This window comes from Collimonas sp. NPDC087041, assembly GCF_044745265.1.
In the GTDB taxonomy this organism is placed as follows: Bacteria; Pseudomonadota; Gammaproteobacteria; order Burkholderiales; family Burkholderiaceae_D; genus Collimonas.
Genome location: NZ_JBIUZX010000003.1, coordinates 291,093 through 306,850 on the forward strand (window position 1 = coordinate 291,093; position 15,758 = coordinate 306,850).

At 57.8% G+C, this 15,758-nt stretch carries 16 protein-coding genes and 1 riboswitch; of the genes, 10 read left to right on the forward strand and 6 right to left on the reverse strand.

Going from position 1 to position 15,758, the window contains the following annotated elements; translation table 11 throughout:
• On the reverse strand, positions 1-1,005 hold the full coding sequence (locus ACIPF8_RS07210) for a sodium:calcium antiporter (protein WP_400418872.1): 1,005 nt from the start codon (positions 1,003-1,005) through the stop codon (positions 1-3).
• 113 nt (positions 1,006-1,118) lie between these two features.
• Positions 1,119-1,298: riboswitch (yybP-ykoY riboswitch) on the reverse strand.
• A gap of 230 nt (positions 1,299-1,528) precedes the next feature.
• Here ACIPF8_RS07210 and lpxO point away from each other — a divergent pair.
• The 3 genes from lpxO to ACIPF8_RS07225 all read left to right on the forward strand — a co-directional run bounded on the left by lpxO (position 1,529) and on the right by ACIPF8_RS07225 (position 3,282).
• A complete protein-coding gene (gene lpxO, locus ACIPF8_RS07215; RefSeq protein ID WP_400418875.1) occupies positions 1,529-2,431 on the forward strand; it encodes a lipid A hydroxylase LpxO in 903 nt (300 codons plus the stop codon).
• Between the two features lie 276 nt (positions 2,432-2,707).
• Positions 2,708-2,890 (forward strand): type II toxin-antitoxin system HicA family toxin, encoded by a 183-nt coding sequence (locus tag ACIPF8_RS07220; RefSeq protein WP_400419474.1) that lies wholly within the window; start codon positions 2,708-2,710, stop codon positions 2,888-2,890.
• A gap of 8 nt (positions 2,891-2,898) precedes the next feature.
• Positions 2,899-3,282: a type II toxin-antitoxin system HicB family antitoxin gene (locus tag ACIPF8_RS07225; protein WP_400418878.1), complete on the forward strand. Its 384-nt coding sequence runs from the start codon at positions 2,899-2,901 to the stop codon at positions 3,280-3,282.
• Between the two features lie 6 nt (positions 3,283-3,288).
• Here ACIPF8_RS07225 and fahA read toward each other — a convergent pair whose 3' ends face one another.
• The 3 genes from fahA to ACIPF8_RS07240 are packed head-to-tail and all read right to left on the reverse strand — an operon-like array spanning position 3,289 to position 7,267.
• Positions 3,289-4,557, reverse strand: coding sequence for a fumarylacetoacetase (gene fahA / locus ACIPF8_RS07230; RefSeq protein ID WP_400419477.1), 1,269 nt, complete (start codon positions 4,555-4,557; stop codon positions 3,289-3,291).
• Positions 4,558-4,571: 14 nt separating this feature from the next.
• A complete protein-coding gene (hmgA, locus tag ACIPF8_RS07235) occupies positions 4,572-5,876 on the reverse strand; it encodes a homogentisate 1,2-dioxygenase (RefSeq protein WP_400418881.1) in 1,305 nt (434 codons plus the stop codon).
• Positions 5,877-5,905: 29 nt separating this feature from the next.
• Positions 5,906-7,267 carry an MFS transporter gene (locus ACIPF8_RS07240; protein ID WP_400418884.1) on the reverse strand — a complete coding sequence of 454 codons (1,362 nt, stop codon included), beginning with the start codon at positions 7,265-7,267 and terminating at the stop codon, positions 5,906-5,908.
• A gap of 136 nt (positions 7,268-7,403) precedes the next feature.
• Between ACIPF8_RS07240 and ACIPF8_RS07245 the strand changes: the two genes are divergently transcribed.
• A complete protein-coding gene (locus ACIPF8_RS07245; protein WP_400418887.1) occupies positions 7,404-8,300 on the forward strand; it encodes a LysR family transcriptional regulator in 897 nt (298 codons plus the stop codon).
• A gap of 72 nt (positions 8,301-8,372) precedes the next feature.
• Positions 8,373-8,702, forward strand: a complete 330-nt coding sequence (locus ACIPF8_RS07250; protein ID WP_400418890.1) for a DMT family transporter — start codon at positions 8,373-8,375, stop codon at positions 8,700-8,702.
• A gap of 8 nt (positions 8,703-8,710) precedes the next feature.
• Here the strand turns inward: ACIPF8_RS07250 and ACIPF8_RS07255 are convergent, their stop codons facing one another.
• Complete coding sequence (locus ACIPF8_RS07255; protein WP_400418893.1) at positions 8,711-9,703, reverse strand: serine/threonine protein kinase; 993 nt, start codon at positions 9,701-9,703, stop codon at positions 8,711-8,713.
• Between the two features lie 122 nt (positions 9,704-9,825).
• Between ACIPF8_RS07255 and ACIPF8_RS07260 the strand changes: the two genes are divergently transcribed.
• Positions 9,826-10,695 (forward strand): DNA ligase, encoded by an 870-nt coding sequence (locus tag ACIPF8_RS07260; RefSeq protein ID WP_400418895.1) that lies wholly within the window; start codon positions 9,826-9,828, stop codon positions 10,693-10,695.
• A gap of 87 nt (positions 10,696-10,782) precedes the next feature.
• Positions 10,783-11,481, forward strand: coding sequence for a UPF0149 family protein (locus ACIPF8_RS07265; protein WP_400418898.1), 699 nt, complete (start codon positions 10,783-10,785; stop codon positions 11,479-11,481).
• A 49-nt stretch (positions 11,482-11,530) separates the two neighbouring features.
• Here the strand turns inward: ACIPF8_RS07265 and orn are convergent, their stop codons facing one another.
• Positions 11,531-12,133, reverse strand: coding sequence for an oligoribonuclease (gene orn, locus ACIPF8_RS07270; protein WP_400418901.1), 603 nt, complete (start codon positions 12,131-12,133; stop codon positions 11,531-11,533).
• Positions 12,134-12,341: 208 nt separating this feature from the next.
• Here orn and ACIPF8_RS07275 point away from each other — a divergent pair, with 208 nt between their 5' ends.
• From ACIPF8_RS07275 to argF, 3 genes are all read left to right on the forward strand, one after another.
• The gene (locus ACIPF8_RS07275; protein WP_400418904.1) at positions 12,342-13,613 is read left to right on the forward strand and encodes a M48 family metallopeptidase; all 1,272 of its coding nucleotides are present in this window, start codon (positions 12,342-12,344) and stop codon (positions 13,611-13,613) included.
• Positions 13,606-14,568, forward strand: coding sequence for a ribosome small subunit-dependent GTPase A (gene rsgA / locus ACIPF8_RS07280; protein ID WP_400418907.1), 963 nt, complete (start codon positions 13,606-13,608; stop codon positions 14,566-14,568). The genes ACIPF8_RS07275 and rsgA overlap by 8 nt, the downstream gene beginning before the upstream one ends.
• Before the next feature lie 272 nt (positions 14,569-14,840).
• Positions 14,841-15,758, forward strand: a complete 918-nt coding sequence (gene argF, locus ACIPF8_RS07285) for an ornithine carbamoyltransferase (protein ID WP_400418910.1) — start codon at positions 14,841-14,843, stop codon at positions 15,756-15,758.

The following is a 15,758-nucleotide window of genomic DNA, read 5'->3' on the forward strand; positions in this document are numbered from 1 at the left end:
TCAATGCACGCCGATAGTCCCTAAACCGGCGGCAAACAACAGGTACAACAAGCCGAACAACGCCAGCCGCCCACCGGTCAGCATGCCTTTGCGCAGCAGTGCATACAACCCCAGCATCGACAGCATGGTGACTGCCGCCGCCCACAACAGTGCCGGCCCCAGCATCCAGGGCGTGAAGATCAGCACCAGCGCGGTCGGAATGGTGGCCTGGATCATCATGGCGCCGCTGATATTGCTGAGCGCCAGCGTCTGCTTACCCTGGCGCACCCAGATCACGGCATTGAGGATTTCCGGCAGTTCAGTGGCGATCGGGCTGAGCAGCAGCGCCGTCAGTTGCGGCGAAATGCCGAGCCAGGGCGAGACTTCTCCCAGTTGATGCACGAATAGCTGCGAACTCAGGAAAATCACCACCAGCGCCACCAATGTCTGCAACAAGGCCCAGCCGAGGCCCGGCTGCGGATCGTGCGGCCGGAATTTCAGCGGCTCCAGGTCATGCACCTCAGCATCGGCGTCTTCTTCCTTGCGCATCTCGCCCCAGATATACACGCCGTAGGCCAGCAGGAAAAGAATGCCAAGCCATGGCTTGAGCGTGAACGCCACCAGTCCCAGCGCAACCTTGAGCAGGAAGATGCCGATGAACCAGGCCTGGTCCCGGCTCAAGCGCCGGGCAGCGCTAGCCGACAGCAGGATGCCGCCGAGCTTCTTGCGATTCAGCACAAACATCAGGCCGACCACCGCATAGGCGATGGTCGCCAGCACCAGCGGTCCGCCCAGTGCAGCGCCGACACCGATTTCCCGATGTGCGGCGTCGCGTCCGAACACCACGGCGACGAAAGTCACCACGCTTTCCGGCAGCGCCGTGCCGAATGCCGCCAGCACCGTACCTACGGCGCTTTGCGCAATGCCGAGGCGACGCCCGACCCATTCAATGCTGTTGACGAAATATTCACAAGACAAATAGATAACGACGGCCGAGCCAAGCAATAACGCGATAGCGAGCATCATGCGCGTGCTCCTGCAGGCAGAATGGCGACATCGGACAAGACGGGAAACAGGGTATTCAAGCTGGCTGCGACAATGTGTGGGCAATGCCGGTGGCAGTAGATAAACATAAAGACATCCTGAGGGCCGGGCGCTGACGAATGGCGCAATGCCTTCGCCCGGCCGGGAAAAGGAATGCACCATAGGTCTTGCCAAACCGTGCGGTCGCGCATGCCATGGCGTAAATTTGGTACAGCGCCAAGTATGTTGACATGCGCTCTTCGAAAGTTTCGAAGGCGGCTACTCCCCTAAGGAGGCGCAATCTTAACATCGAAATATCGGTCACGGCAATGCCTGCCGGCGCGTCGCAAATTTACCTTGGTGCAACCATATCAGTTAGCAAACGACGCAAGTTGACAATAAGAGCCCGCAAAAGGGATAAAATGGCGGTTGACCTGATTTTTAGCAGTATTCCCCCCTCATTCCAACACTGGAACCCCGCGCGTTTGCCGCCGGCCAAGCTTTTTTTGAAACGGAGCACATTTTTATGAAATGGGCAGTAGTCAGTATTTTTCTTTTGTCGGTGTTGTATGTGCACTTCCGCGGCAAGGCACGCTTGCCTTTCTTCCGCCAACTGTTCGACCATTCGTCGATCATGGCGCCGCTGAACATCTTCATGTACATGTTTTCCAAGGTGCCGACCAACACGCCCTACCTGCCGACCAGCACTTTCAAAGACTTGAAAATTTTGGAAGACAACTGGGAAACCATTCGCGATGAAGCCAAGGGCTTGATCGGCCTGGAAAAAATCCGTGCAGCGGAAAAGAACGACGACGCCGGCTTCAACTCCTTCTTCAAGGCTGGTTGGAAACGCTTCTACCTGAAATGGTATGACGCCAGCCATCCGTCGGCAGAACAGTTCTGTCCGAAGACCGTGGCGCTGCTGCGCCAGACCCCAAGCGTCAAGGCCGCGATGTTTGCCGAACTGGCGCCGGGCGGCACACTCAACCCGCACCGCGACCCGTTTGCCGGCTCGCTGCGCTATCACCTCGGCCTGGTCACACCGAACGACGACCGCTGCTTTATTGAGGTCAATCAGCAGCGCTACAGCTGGCGCGACGGCCAAGGCGTGGTGTTCGACGAAACCTACATCCACTGGGCGCAAAACGGCACCGACGTCAACCGCATCATCATCTTCTGCGACATCGAACGGCCAATGCGCTACCGCTGGGCGCAAGCAATCAACCGCTGGCTCGGCCGCCACATGATGAGCGCCGCCGCCTCACCGAACGAAACCGGCGACGAAACCGGCGGCATCAACAAGCTGTTCCGCTTCGTCTGGGCTGCCGGCCAGTATCGCCGCCGCCTGAAGAAGTTCAGCAAGCCGCTGTATCTCTGCATCAAATTCGGTCTGATCATCGGCGTGGTGCTCGCCATCATTTATCTTTGAGCCACTTTGCCCTGGCCGCGTAAAACGCGTGAGCCGGGAGTGAAATCGATGGCATTTGCAGCATTCTCAGCTGCCTTCCAGGCGGCTTTTTTACGTCCCGATAATCGGCACATACGCTGGCAGGCGACGCGACATGTTGGATTGCAGTTGAGTATCTTTTCAGATCTTTACCGCTACCGCAAAAGCCCGAAGCTCAACATACTTGCTCGCTGTGAACCACTCCATACGCAAATACACAACACGATCATTAAATTGTGTAGTTTTGTGTATAATAATATGAACAGTGCAGACCTTATCAAACGATTAAAAGCAGCCGGCTGGAAGCATGTATCCACTCGCGGTAGCCATCACAAGTATCGCCATCCGGTTAACGGAAAATCTGTGATTGTTCCCCATCCAAAGAAGGACCTTCCCGCAGGGACAGCCGAGAGTATCTTGAAGCACGCAGAATTGAAATGAGGATAAAAATGCTATATCCACTTTACGTATGGAAGGACGCCAACAGCGCTTATGCCGCCAGCTTTCCAGACCTTCCGGGCGTGTTTACTGCCGCAGACGAATTGAATGATCTTCCTGCGATGGCGCAAGAAGCGGCAGAGACCATGTATGAAGGCGAAGCGCACATGCCTGAAGCGTCATCCATCGAAAAATGGAAAGACGCCGCGGATTATGCCGATGGCTTCTGGATGCTGGTCAATATAGACCGTTCGAAAATCAACACCAAACCGGTGCGCCTCAACATCTCTCTACCGGAAAACTTGTTGCGCGATATCGACGCTTTCGCCAAGTCGCATCAGCTGACCCGCTCCGGTTTTCTGGCGCAGGCCGCGCTGAAGGCAATGGCGCAATAATTATCCTCAACCACGCGCCGGCAACACCTTGCCGCTGACCGCGCCGAAGCCAACCCGATAGCCGTCGCCCTGGCACCAGCCGGTCATCGCCACTTCATCGCCATCCTGGATAAACGTGCGCTGGCTGCCGTCGGCCAGCACCAATGGATTCTTGCCGTTCCAGGTCAGCTCCAGCAAGCTGCCGTAGGCGCCTGGCGTGCTGCCGCTGATCGTGCCGGAACCCATCAGGTCGCCGATGCGCGTATTGCAGCCGGAGACCGTGTGATGCGCCAGCTGTTGCACCATGGTCCAATACATCGCCTTGAAATTGGTGCGGCAGATGGTTTGCGGCGCTGCGCTCTGGCCAGCCTTGAGCGAGACTTCCAGCGTGATGTCGTAACCGTTTTTTCCGCTCTGCTTCAAATATGGCAACGGCTCTGGTTGCTGCACCGGACTCTCGGCCCGGAACGGCTCCAATGCATCCATGCTGACCACCCATGGTGAAATCGAAGTCGCAAACGACTTGCTGTTGAACGGGCCGAGCGGCACGTATTCCCATTGCTGCAAATCACGCGCGCTCCAGTCATTGAGCAGCACCATGCCGAAAATATGCTGCTCGGCATTGGCGATATCAATCGGCTCACCTAGCGCATTCGGCTGGCCGATGATGAAGCCGGTTTCCAGTTCGAAATCGAGTTTGCGGCAAGCGCCAAATACCGGCGCCTCGGCATCCGGCAATTTCAGCTGGCCGTTCGGACGTTGCACCGGCGTGCCGCTGACCACCACTGAACTGGCACGGCCGTTGTAGCCGATCGGGATGTGCAGCCAGTTCGGCAGCAGCGCATTGGCCGGATCGCGGAACATCGAGCCGACGTTGGTTGCATGTTCCTTCGACGAATAGAAATCGGTATAGCCTGGAATCTCTACCGGCAGATGCAGCGTCGCTTGATCTTGCGCGACAAATGCTTTGGCGCGCAGGGCCTGGTTATCGCGCAATTGCAGATTGTCGGCGCGCAGCAGATCGCTGATGGCGGCGCGGGTACTGCGCCATGTCGGCCGGCCGAGCGCGATGAATGCGTTGAGACTGGCCTGGCGAAAAATTTCCGGCTTGACGGTCAACAGCCCGGCTTCAGCCACGGCAGCCAGGTCGAGGATCTGGTCGCCGATTGCCACGCCGACGCGCGGCGCCGCATCGGCGGCCGTGCTGAAGATGCCGAACGGCAGGTTCTGGATTGGAAAATGCGACTCCGGCGGCGTCGGGATAAATGATTTCAATGTTGGATCGTTGGTTTGCATGATGTCTTTTTTCATTAAGGTTGACCGTTGAAATGCTTTTTCAAGCCGTGCCAGCATTGCAGGTAATCACGCTGCAATTGCGGCGTCGCCAACGCGTATGGCGTCGGATGAATCAGGTAGCGGCTTTCGAACATGAAGGCCATTGTATTGTCGATGCGATGCGGCGCCAATGCGGCATTGGATGCCTTGTCGAAAGTGGCAGCATCCGGGCCGTGGCCGCTCATGCAATTGTGCAGACTGCCGCCGCCGGGCGTGAAACCGTCGGCCTTGGCGTCGTAGGCGCCGTGGATCAGGCCCATGTATTCACTCATGACGTTGCGGTGGAACCATGGTGGGCGGAAGGTATGCTCTGCAACCATCCAGCGCGGCGGGAAAATCACGAAATCGACGTTGGCAGTACCAGCGGTATCCGATGGCGAAGTCAACACCGTGAAGATCGATGGATCGGGATGATCGTAGCTGACCGTGTTGATGGTATTGAACAAGCTCAAGTCGTATTTATAGGGTGCGTAGTTACCGTGCCAGGCCACCACGTCCAGCGGCGAATGGTCGATGCGCGCCGCCCACAGCTTGCCGCCGAATTTCGCCAGTAACTGGAACTCACCTTCACGATCCTCATAGGCAGCGACCGGCGCCTGGAAATCACGGGCATTGGCCAGGCCGTTGGCGCCGATCGGGCCCAGTTCCGGCAATTGGAAAGCCGCGCCATAGTTTTCGCAAATGTAGCCACGTGCCGCACCGTCCGGCAATTCAATGCGAAAGCGCACGCCACGTGGAATCACCACAATTTCACCCGGCTTGACGTCGAGCAGGCCCATTTCAGTCCTGGCCAGCAAACGCCCTTGCTGCGGTACGATCAACAGCTCACCGTCGGCATTGTAGAAGAAGCGATCATGCATCGAACGATTCGCGACGTACAGGTGAATCGCAATGCCGGCTTGCGCCGCCGGATCGCCATTGCCGGCGAAGGTGACGATGCCATCGATGAAATCGGTTGGCTGCTCATCTGCCGGGAGCGGCAGCGGATTCCAGCGCAGCTGGTTGGGCGGCGTATCGACCGCGGTGAACGGGCCACTGCTCAACTGGCCGTGTTCGTTTTTTTCAAATGCATGATGCATCGCGCCAGGACGAATCCGGTACAGCCAGGAGCGCCGGTTGTGCGCGCGCGGCGCGGTGAATGCCGTGCCGGAGAGTTGTTCAGCATACAGGCCGTAAGGCGCCTTCTGCGGTGAATTCTGTGCAAGCGGCAACGCGCCGGGCAAGGCTTCGCTGGCAAAGTTATTGCAAAATCCGGTCTGGTAGCGGAGTGTGTTTTCCATGGGTTTTATCCTTGGTTCAAGTTCTTATCTTAAACAATCGCAGCTTGCGTATTCTTGCGATGGGAAGTTTCCTGCATCAGCACCAGCATCGCGGCCGACACCAGCGCCGGCACCGCCAGTACGATGAAAATCGTGCTGTTCGGCCAGTTCCAACGAATCAACTCACCACCCAGCACCGGCCCGACAATCGAACCGATGCGACCGACGCCGAGGCTCCAGCCGATGCCGGTCGAACGCAAGGTGGTCGGGTAATAGGTGCCGGCCAGCGCATTCACTGCAGGTTGGCCGCCGACAATGCAAAAGCCGGCGACGAAGATGCTGGCAAACAGAAATAGCAGCGATAGCTCGGGACGGCCGATCAACGCCACCGAGACGCCGGCAATCAGGAAAGCCGGAATCAACACGCGTCGGAAACTGGAGCGGTCGATCAACTGGCCCATGATCAAGGTGCCAAGCGTGCCGCCGATCTGCAATGTGGTGCCGGCCATCACCGCCGTGGCGGTCGACAGGCCAGCGTCCTTGGCTATCGTCGGTAGCCAGTTCGACAGGAAATACAGGTTGACCAGGTTCATGAAATTGATGATCCACAGCAGGATCGTGACCTTGGCCCGCCCTTCCTGAAATAGCTGCATCACCGGTGCGCCCTTGCCGGCCTTTTCATTGACGACGTAGCGGGTCTGCTGATCGACCACGACGGCGGGATCGATGCGGCGCAGCCACTTGCCGACCTGTTCCAGCCGTTTGCCGCGCAACACCAGGAACTGCATCGACTCCGGCAACAGGAAAATCATCAGCACGCCAATCACCAGCGGCACCGCGCCGCCGACATGGAACACCGATTGCCAGCCGAAGCGCGGGATCAGCGCCGCCGACAGCAATCCGCCCAACACCGCGCCCAGCGTGAAGCCGCACGACACCAGCATCATCAGGGTCACGCGCTTGCGCAGTGGGCTGTATTCGCCGGCCAGCGCCATCGCATTCGGCATGATCGCGCCCAGGCCGAGGCCGGTGATGAAGCGCAATGCAATCAGCTGTTCGACCGTACCGGCCAGCGGCGTCAGCAGCATGCAGGCGGCAAAAAACAAGGTGGCGGCAATCAGCACCGGGCGACGGCCGATGCGGTCAGCCAGGATGCTGAACGTCAGGGAGCCAAGCAGCATGCCGAACAATCCGGCGCCGAATACCGGCCCCAGGTTGCCCTTGGCGATCCCCCATTCCTGGATGATGGCCGGCGCCACATAACCCATCGCCTGCACATCGAAGCCGTCGATGATCAGGCACAGCGCACACAAGGTCAGCATGACGATCTGGAAGCCGCCGATGGGGCTGCGGTCGATCAGGGCGGGAATGTCGATTGCGTTGCTGTGGACGCTATTTGAAGCATTGGCCATGCATGTCTCCGGTCAGGTATCGGCGTCGTATAGATACGATCTGCTTTCAGGCATTATGATTCTTTTTAAGAATCATAAAAATAGGCAATAATTAAAATCATTTTTTAATTATCTTGAATAATATAAAATTGCCATCATGGATCGTCTGGAATCATTGCGGGTATTTTGCCAAGTGGTAGAACTCAACAGCTTCAGCCGCGCCGCTGAACAGCTGGAGATGTCGAACGCCACGATCACCAATCACATCGCCGCGCTGGAGCGGCATTTCGGCGTGCGTCTGCTGAACCGCACCACCCGCAAGATTTCCCTGACCGACGACGGCCACAGCTGCTACCAGCGGGCGCAGCGCCTGCTGGGCGACATGACCGAACTGGAAGACGGGCTGCAAGGCCGACGCGTCACGCCGCAGGGCATTTTGCGGGTCGACGTGCCGACCGTGATCGCCCGCATTTACCTGGCGCCGGCGCTGGCGCGCTTCAGTGCGCTGTATCCCGATCTGTCGATCCGGCTCAATGTCGGCGACCGCATGGTCGATATGGTGGAAGGCCGTGGCGATGTCTGGATCCGCATCGGCGAGCTGAAGGATTCCAGCATGGTGGCGCGGCGCATCTACCAGACCCGCAACCTGTGTTGCGCCGCGCCGGAATTCCTGGCGCAGCACGGAACTCCGCGCACGCCGCAGGAACTAAGCAGCTTCCGTTGCCTGGCGTTCATCCACCCCAACAGCGGCCAGAACGTGCCGTGGACCTTCAGCAAAGGCAAGCAGGAATTCAACTGGGCGCCGCCCGGCAATATCGCCATCAATCATGCGGAAACCCTGATCCATGCCGCCGCCAGCGGCGCCGGCATCGTCCAGTTGCTGACGCTGTCGCTCAATCCGCAGATCCGCGCCGGCCTGCTGACGCCAGTGCTGGCCGACTGGGCTACGCCGGGACCGCCGGTGTCGGTGGTCTATCATCAGAGTCACCAGTTATCGGCCAAGGTCAGGGTTTTTGTCGATTTCGTCACAGAGCTGTTCGCAGCTATCGATTAGCGTTTCGTTTTTTACGTGCATTTTTATGCGTATTTTTTTCGCATTTCTATTTTTTATCTGCCAGGAGAAGTCATGCATTGGGTCTATCTATTGATCGCCATCGTCGCTGAAGTGATCGCCACCAGCGCCTTGAAAGCCAGCGCCGAATTCACCCGGCTGGTGCCGTCGATTGTGGTGGTGAGCGGCTATCTGATTGCGTTCTACTTCTTGTCGCTGACCTTGCGCACCTTGCCGGTGGCCATCGTGTATGCGATGTGGTCCGGCATCGGTATCGCGCTGATCGCCCTGGTCGGCTGGCTGGTGCTGAAACAAAGTCTCGATACCGCAGCATTGATCGGCATCGGCCTGATTGTCTCAGGTGTGCTGGTGATGAATATCTTTTCGAAGTCGGTACCGCACTAACTCTCGCTTCATGCCTGCCACAACGGCGGCTCATCCATCAGCGCGATTTGTTCGCGCAATTCCAGCACCCGGTCCTGCCAGTAGCGCTGCGTATTGAACCACGGGAAGGCCACGGCGAAAGCCGGGTCGTCCCAGCGGCGCGCGATCCACGCCGCGTAGTGAATCAGGCGCAAGGTGCGCAGCGCTTCAATCAGGTACAACTCGCGCGTATCGAAATCGCAGAAATCTTCGTAACCGGCCAGCAGCGAACCCATTTGCCGCACCATGTCCTTGCGTTCGCCCGACAACAGCATCCACAGATCCTGTACCGCCGGCCCCATGCGGCTATCGTCGAAATCGACGAAATGCGGGCCGGCATCGGTCCACAACACATTGCTGCCGTGGCAGTCGCCATGCAAACGCAAGGCGCCGACGCTGCCGGCGCGCTCGAAGCAACGACGCACGCCCAACAGCGCTTGCGTGACGGTGCTGCGATAAGCCTCCAGCAAATCTTCCGGCACAAAACCGTTAGCCAGCAAAAACGTGCTCGGCTCCTCGCCAAAGCTGGCGATGTCGAGCGTCGGCCGGTGCTGGTAAACACGCAAGCCACCGACTGCGTGGATGCGCCCGAGGAAGCGGCCTAGCCATTCCAGCGTGGCTTCGTCCTCCAGTTCCGGCGAGCGGCCGCCGTGGCGCGGGAATACCGCGAAACGGAAACCGTCGAATTGATGCAGCGTTTTTCCATCTGGTGCAGCCCAAGCCGCAACCACAGGAATTTCGCGCTCCACCAATTCCTGCACGAAGCCATGCTCTTCCAGGATCGCGGCATCGCTCCAGCGTGCGGGCCGATAAAACTTGGCAACCAGTGGCGGCCCTTCCTCCATACCGATCTGGTACACCCGGTTTTCGTAGCTGTTGAGCGCCAGCAGGCGGCCGTCGCCATGCAGGCCGATGCTGTCGAGCGCGTCCAGTACGGTATCGGGAGTCAAGGTCGAGAATGATGCGGGAGGTGAAGTAGTCATCCCGGCATTGTAAGCGCCCGCGACTTGTTTTCCGTGACGATTAGGTGGAAATGCCAATAGATACCGCCGAAGGACAGATGATAGTTTTCAGAACACCATCATTTTCGACCGGAGCCGCTGCCATGAAACAGTCATCGATAACGCGATTCAAACCGCATCTCTGCGCGGCGCTGGCGTTCAGCTTCCTGCTCGCGCTGACGACGCCGATTGCCACCGCCGACAACGCCCCACCGCTGATGCTGGCCAATTCCTACCACCCCGGCATCCCGCTTGCCGAGTACTGGGTCAGTGAAAAATACGATGGCGTGCGCGGCTACTGGGATGGCAAGCGGCTGCTGACCCGCGGCGGCCAGCCGGTGATCGCCCCGCCCTGGTTCACCGCCGGCTGGCCCGCGATAGCGATGGATGGCGAGCTATGGGCCGGCCGTGGCCAGTTCAATCACGCGGTCTCCACCGTGCGTCGCGAGACAGCAGACGACAGCGCCTGGCGCAGCATGCGCTTCATGGTATTCGACTTGCCAGCGCACAGCGGCAGCTTCAACCAGCGCCTGCAAGCGCTGAAAAAACTCATTCCCGGTCTGCAAACCCCGTGGATACAGGCCGTCGAACAGACCAAGGTCAGCGATCACGCCACGCTGCAACGCATGCTGGACCGCATCGTCAGGGAAGGCGGCGAAGGATTGATGTTGCATCGAGGCGCCTCGCTTTATCAGGCGCTGCGCAACGACGACCTGCTCAAACTGAAAACCCATGAGGATGCGGAAGCCAGGGTGATTGCCCATTTGCCCGGCAAGGGGAAATATCAGGGCATGATGGGCGCCTTGCTGGTGGAAACACCGGACGGTTTGCGTTTCAAGCTAGGCACCGGTTTCAGCGACGACCAACGACGCCAGCCGCCGGCGCTGGGCAGCCTGGTGACTTATCGCTTCAGGGGATTGAATCCAGGCGGAATACCGCGATTCGCCAGCTTCATGCGGGAATATCAGCAGTAGAATCGCTGGATTGGGTGAAATATTTTGCAGCTTGAAGCTATTTCAATCATAAAATCCGTATCCCCCATTTTTTAAGCGGTTATCACCATGAATCTCGACGAACCCCTCTCAGACAAAGAATTTGACGAACTGGACGATTTTTTATTGTCCGATCGTTGCGCTGAAGACAGCATGACCATGGATACCCTGCATGGTTATCTGACTGCGCTGGTGGTCGGTCCGGAGCAAGTCTTGCTGGGCGAATGGCTGCCGCATGTGTGGGGGCCTTCGCTGAAGGACGCGCCGAAATTCAAGTCGGAGAAGGAATACGAAAAGATCGTTGGCCTGATCGCCCGCTACATGAATGAAATCGCGGTCACGCTGGAAGTTGCCCCAAAAGAATATGAGCCATTGTTCTGTGAGCATGAGTTCGAAGGCAAGAACCTGCTCGACGGCGAAGCCTGGGCCTGGGGTTTCTGGGAAGGCATCAACCTGCGCGCCAAGGCTTGGGAGCCGATCTGGCATTCGAACCTGGCCACGGTTGTGCGGCCGATTTACCTGCTGGGCGCGGAAGAGCTGGAAGAAGAGGAAATGGCGCTGCGCGAAGATCCGATACAGCGTCACAAGCTGGCGGTAGAGGTCGAGGCGGCGATTCCGGAGATTTACCGTTACTGGCTGCCACACCGCAAATCGGCAGTGACCACGATCCAGCGCGAGACGCCGAAGATTGGCCGTAACGATGATTGCAGCTGCGGCAGCGGCAAGAAATACAAGAAGTGCTGCGGCCTCAATAAAGCCGAAGACTGATCAAAAAAAAGACACGCCATGTAGCGTGTCTTTTTTCATTGCACTGCCATCATTCCTTGATGAAGTGCTCGCGGTAGTAGCGCAGTTCCTCAATCGATTCGATGATGTCGGCCAGCGCGGTATGTTTCTGGTGCTTCTTGAAGCCGCTCGCCAGTTCAGGCTTCCAGCGGCGGCACAATTCCTTCAACGTCGACACGTCCAGATTGCGGTAGTGGAAAAATGCTTCCAGCTTCGGCATGCCGCGCGCCATGAAGCGGCGATCCTGGCAAATCGTATTGCCGCACATTGGCGACTTGCCGTTCGGCACGTATTTTTTCAAAAACTCGATCAATGCCAATTCGGCATCGCTTTCGGTCACGGTCGAGGCTTTGACTTTTTCAATCAAGCCCGAGCGCCCATGAGTACCCTTGTTCCAGGCGTCCATCCCGTCCATGATCTCATCGGCCTGATGGATCGCAAATACCGGCCCTTCGGCCAGGATATTCAGCTGTGGATCGGTAACCACCACCGCAACCTCAATGATGCGGTCGCTGTCGGGATTCAGCCCAGTCATTTCCATATCGACCCAGATCAGGTTGAACTCATTGGGCCGCACCGGCGCAGCAGGAGCAGCAGCTACGGGATTAGCGGAGATATCGGTGGCTTGTGACATAATTGTTCTCTTAGTTATTTAAGCAGTTTTGCGGCATTTCAGTTGAAACTGGCCGTAAAGCGCCTCTGAGAACCGTAGCGAGCGGCCCAAGGTCTGGTTGAGAAGCGCAGCTGTACTCAAGTACAGCGAGCATCACAGGCCGGAGATTGGGACGCGCAGTAGGTTATCTGAGGCGCCGATGGATAGTATTTTCTCATATAGGGACTTCATGTCTTCATTTGCATTTTCAGTTTTATTCGTAATCTTCCTGGCAATCACCCTTGCCGTACGCTTCTGGCTGGGTTCGCGCCAGATTCGCCATGTGCTGGCGCACCGTAGCGCAGTGCCGGCCGAATTCGCCGAAAAGATCCCATTGGCGGCCCACCAGCGCGCTGCCGACTATACCGTCGCCAAGACCAAATTCAGCATGCTCTCGATGCTGATCAGCACCGTTGTCCTGATCGGTTTCACCCTGTTGGGCGGCTTACAGTTGCTTTCCAACATCATATTCGGCTGGGCTGGTCCAGGCATGATCTATCAAATGAGCTTGCTGGTGGCATTCGTCGCCATTTCGGGCCTGATCGACCTGCCTCTCGATTATTACAAGCAATTCGTGCTGGAAGCGCGTTTCGGCTTTAACAAGATGACGGTCAAGCTGTTCTTCACCGACATGCTGAAAAACACCGTGATCGGCGCCGTCATCGGCCTGCCGCTGGTGTGGGTAGTGCTGCAGTTGATGGCGAAATCGGGCGATCTCTGGTGGTTTTACGCGTGGCTGGTATTCAGCGGTTTCCAACTGCTGATGCTGGTGCTCTACCCGACCGTGATTGCGCCGCTGTTCAACAAATTTACGCCACTGACCGACGACAGCCTGCGCGACCGCATTGAAGGATTGATGAAGCGGGTCGGCTTTGCTTCCAAGGGCTTGTTCGTGATGGACGGCTCCAAGCGCAGCGCCCACGGCAATGCGTATTTCTCCGGCTTCGGCGCCGGTAAACGCATCGTTTTCTTCGATACATTGCTGGCGCGTCTGGCGCCGCAGGAAATCGAAGCGGTGCTGGCGCACGAACTCGGCCATTTCAAACTCAAGCACATCGTCAAGCGCATCGTCGTGATGTTCGCCATTTCTCTGGCATTCATGGCATTGCTCGGCTACCTGAAACAGCAGCTCTGGTTCTACACCGGCCTGGGCGTCAATCCGCTGCTGCTGACCGATCTCAGCAACAACGATGCGATGGCGCTGATCCTGTTCATGCTGGCACTGCCGATCTTTACTTTCCTGCTGTCGCCACTGTCGTCGATCAGCTCGCGCAAGCACGAATTCGAAGCCGATGCATTTGCCGCCAAACATACCGACGCCAGCGATCTGGTGACCGCATTGGTCAAGCTGTATGAAGACAATGCCTCGACCCTGACCCCGGATCCGTTGCACTCAGCTTTCTATGACTCGCACCCGCCCGCCGCCGTTCGCATCAACAAGCTGACGGCTGCACATGGTTGATCACAACAAAGGCGCCAAGCATGGCCAGCAACAGGACAGCAACGGCCTGGTGATCGCCGCCCATGGCCGGCACTATCTGGTGCAAGCCAAAGTCGGCGATGCTTCGCTCAAATTGCAATGCGTCACCCGCGGCAAGAAAAGCGATGTGGCGGTAGGCGATCGCGTCAAGCTGAAGCTGACCTCGCCCAACCAGGGCGTGATCGAATCCATCGACGAGCGCAACAGTCTGCTGTATCGCTCCGATCAATACAAATCCAAGCTGCTGGCCGCCAATGTCACGCAGTTGTTCATCGTCGTGGCGACCGAACCGGGCTTTGCCGACGATCTGATCTCGCGTGCGCTGGTGGCGGCCGAAGCCGCCGGCGTCAAAGCGCATATCGTGCTCAACAAGACCGATATCGTTGATGCGCTGGAGAAGACCAGGCAGCGCTTGCAGCTGTATGCCGGCCTCGGCTACCCGGTGCACGAAGTCTCGGCGCGCGCCTTTCCGGAACAGACCTGCGCCACGCTACAGCCATTGCTGGAGGGCCAATCGACCATCCTGATCGGCCAGTCGGGCATGGGCAAATCATCGCTGATCAACCTGATCGTGCCGGATGCGGATATCGCCGTGCGCGAAATTTCAGCCGCGCTCGATACCGGCAAGCACACCACCACGTTCACGCGCTTGTATGAAATGGATGCGGCCGACCAAAGCCTGGATGGCAATCCTGCCAATATCATCGATTCGCCGGGATTCCAGGAATTCGGCCTGTACCAGTTGAGCGAAGGCATGCTGGAGCGCGCCTTCGTCGAATTCACGCCGTATCTGGGAAAGTGCAAATTCTACAACTGCCATCACTTGATCGAGCCGAGCTGCGCGGTACTGGAAGCCGTCAAGGAAAACAAGATTGCGCCGATGCGACATCAGCTTTACGTGCAGTTGCTGCATGAATCGTCGCAGAAGCTGTATTAAGCGTTAGCGGATCGCGGCAGTCCCATAAAAACTGCCGCGCTCGCATTAATTTGATTAAATAGCAATATTTTGGCGGGTATCTTTTCTAGTGAAATCCCTTATAATTGAAGCACTTATTTCATTTCTAAGCCAATCGCGGAGGCGCTAGCCGGAGCGTCGACAGCGTCAGGATGGACCAATAAAGTCGGCAATGGCGGTTGTAGCAGCGGTTGATTTAGAAATGGAATTCCAACTTTCGGCGGCAGTCGCCACAGCGGCCGCCGTTTTCATTTATGGCAATCAAACATTACCTGCAGTTTTCTGACTTTTCGCTGGACGAATACGAGTACGTGATTGAACGTAGCCGTCTCATCAAACGCAAATTCAAGAATTACGAACCGCACTACACGCTGCTCGATCGCACGCTGGTGATGGTGTTCGAGAAAAACTCGACCCGCACCCGCCTGTCGTTCGAAGCCGGCATGCATCAATTGGGCGGCGCGGCGATCTACCTCAACACACGCGATAGCCAGTTGGGACGCGGCGAGCCGGTCGAAGATGCAGCGCAGGTCATGTCGCGCATGTGCGACGTCATCATGATCCGTACTTTCGGCCAGGACATCATTGAACGCTTCGCCGCGCACTCGCGGGTACCGGTGATCAACGGCCTGACCAACGAGCAGCATCCCTGCCAGGTGCTGGCCGATGTCTTCACCTACATCGAGCACCGTGGTTCCATCGCCGGCAAGAAAGTCGCGTGGATCGGCGACGCCAACAACATGCTGTATTCGTGGCTGCAGGCAGCCCAGGTCTTCGGTTTCCACGTCAACGTATCGACCCCGAAAGGCTACGACCTCGACCCGGCCCAAGTTGCCTCCGACAATCAGCGTTACACGCTGTTCGCCAACCCGTCCGATGCCTGCGAAGGCGTCGACCTGGTCACGACCGATGTCTGGACCAGCATGGGCTACGAAGATGAAAACACCGCGCGCCTGAAAGCCTTCGACGGCTGGATCGTCGACCAGGCCAAGATGCAGCGCGCCAACCCGGACGCCCTGTTCATGCACTGCCTGCCTGCGCATCGCGGCGAAGAGGTATCCGCCGAAGTCATCGACGGCCCGCAATCGGTGGTCTGGGACGAAGCCGAGAACCGCCTGCATGTGCAGAAAGCGTTGCTCGAATATCTGGTGCTGGGCAAAGTTGCGGAGTAA

What these genes read in the sequence shown, in the direction of transcription:
- ACIPF8_RS07210 (WP_400418872.1), bottom strand. Translation starts at nt 1,005, where the DNA reads ATGATGCTCGCTATCGCGTTATTGCTTGGCTCGGCCGTCGTTATCTAT.
- lpxO (WP_400418875.1), top strand. Translation starts at nt 1,529, where the DNA reads ATGAAATGGGCAGTAGTCAGTATTTTTCTTTTGTCGGTGTTGTATGTG.
- ACIPF8_RS07220 (WP_400419474.1), top strand. Translation starts at nt 2,708, where the DNA reads ATGAACAGTGCAGACCTTATCAAACGATTAAAAGCAGCCGGCTGGAAG.
- ACIPF8_RS07225 (WP_400418878.1), top strand. Translation starts at nt 2,899, where the DNA reads ATGCTATATCCACTTTACGTATGGAAGGACGCCAACAGCGCTTATGCC.
- fahA (WP_400419477.1), bottom strand. Translation starts at nt 4,557, where the DNA reads ATGCAAACCAACGATCCAACATTGAAATCATTTATCCCGACGCCGCCG.
- hmgA (WP_400418881.1), bottom strand. Translation starts at nt 5,876, where the DNA reads ATGGAAAACACACTCCGCTACCAGACCGGATTTTGCAATAACTTTGCC.
- ACIPF8_RS07240 (WP_400418884.1), bottom strand. Translation starts at nt 7,267, where the DNA reads ATGGCCAATGCTTCAAATAGCGTCCACAGCAACGCAATCGACATTCCC.
- ACIPF8_RS07245 (WP_400418887.1), top strand. Translation starts at nt 7,404, where the DNA reads ATGGATCGTCTGGAATCATTGCGGGTATTTTGCCAAGTGGTAGAACTC.
- ACIPF8_RS07250 (WP_400418890.1), top strand. Translation starts at nt 8,373, where the DNA reads ATGCATTGGGTCTATCTATTGATCGCCATCGTCGCTGAAGTGATCGCC.
- ACIPF8_RS07255 (WP_400418893.1), bottom strand. Translation starts at nt 9,703, where the DNA reads ATGACTACTTCACCTCCCGCATCATTCTCGACCTTGACTCCCGATACC.
- ACIPF8_RS07260 (WP_400418895.1), top strand. Translation starts at nt 9,826, where the DNA reads ATGAAACAGTCATCGATAACGCGATTCAAACCGCATCTCTGCGCGGCG.
- ACIPF8_RS07265 (WP_400418898.1), top strand. Translation starts at nt 10,783, where the DNA reads ATGAATCTCGACGAACCCCTCTCAGACAAAGAATTTGACGAACTGGAC.
- orn (WP_400418901.1), bottom strand. Translation starts at nt 12,133, where the DNA reads ATGTCACAAGCCACCGATATCTCCGCTAATCCCGTAGCTGCTGCTCCT.
- ACIPF8_RS07275 (WP_400418904.1), top strand. Translation starts at nt 12,342, where the DNA reads ATGTCTTCATTTGCATTTTCAGTTTTATTCGTAATCTTCCTGGCAATC.
- rsgA (WP_400418907.1), top strand. Translation starts at nt 13,606, where the DNA reads ATGGTTGATCACAACAAAGGCGCCAAGCATGGCCAGCAACAGGACAGC.
- argF (WP_400418910.1), top strand. Translation starts at nt 14,841, where the DNA reads ATGGCAATCAAACATTACCTGCAGTTTTCTGACTTTTCGCTGGACGAA.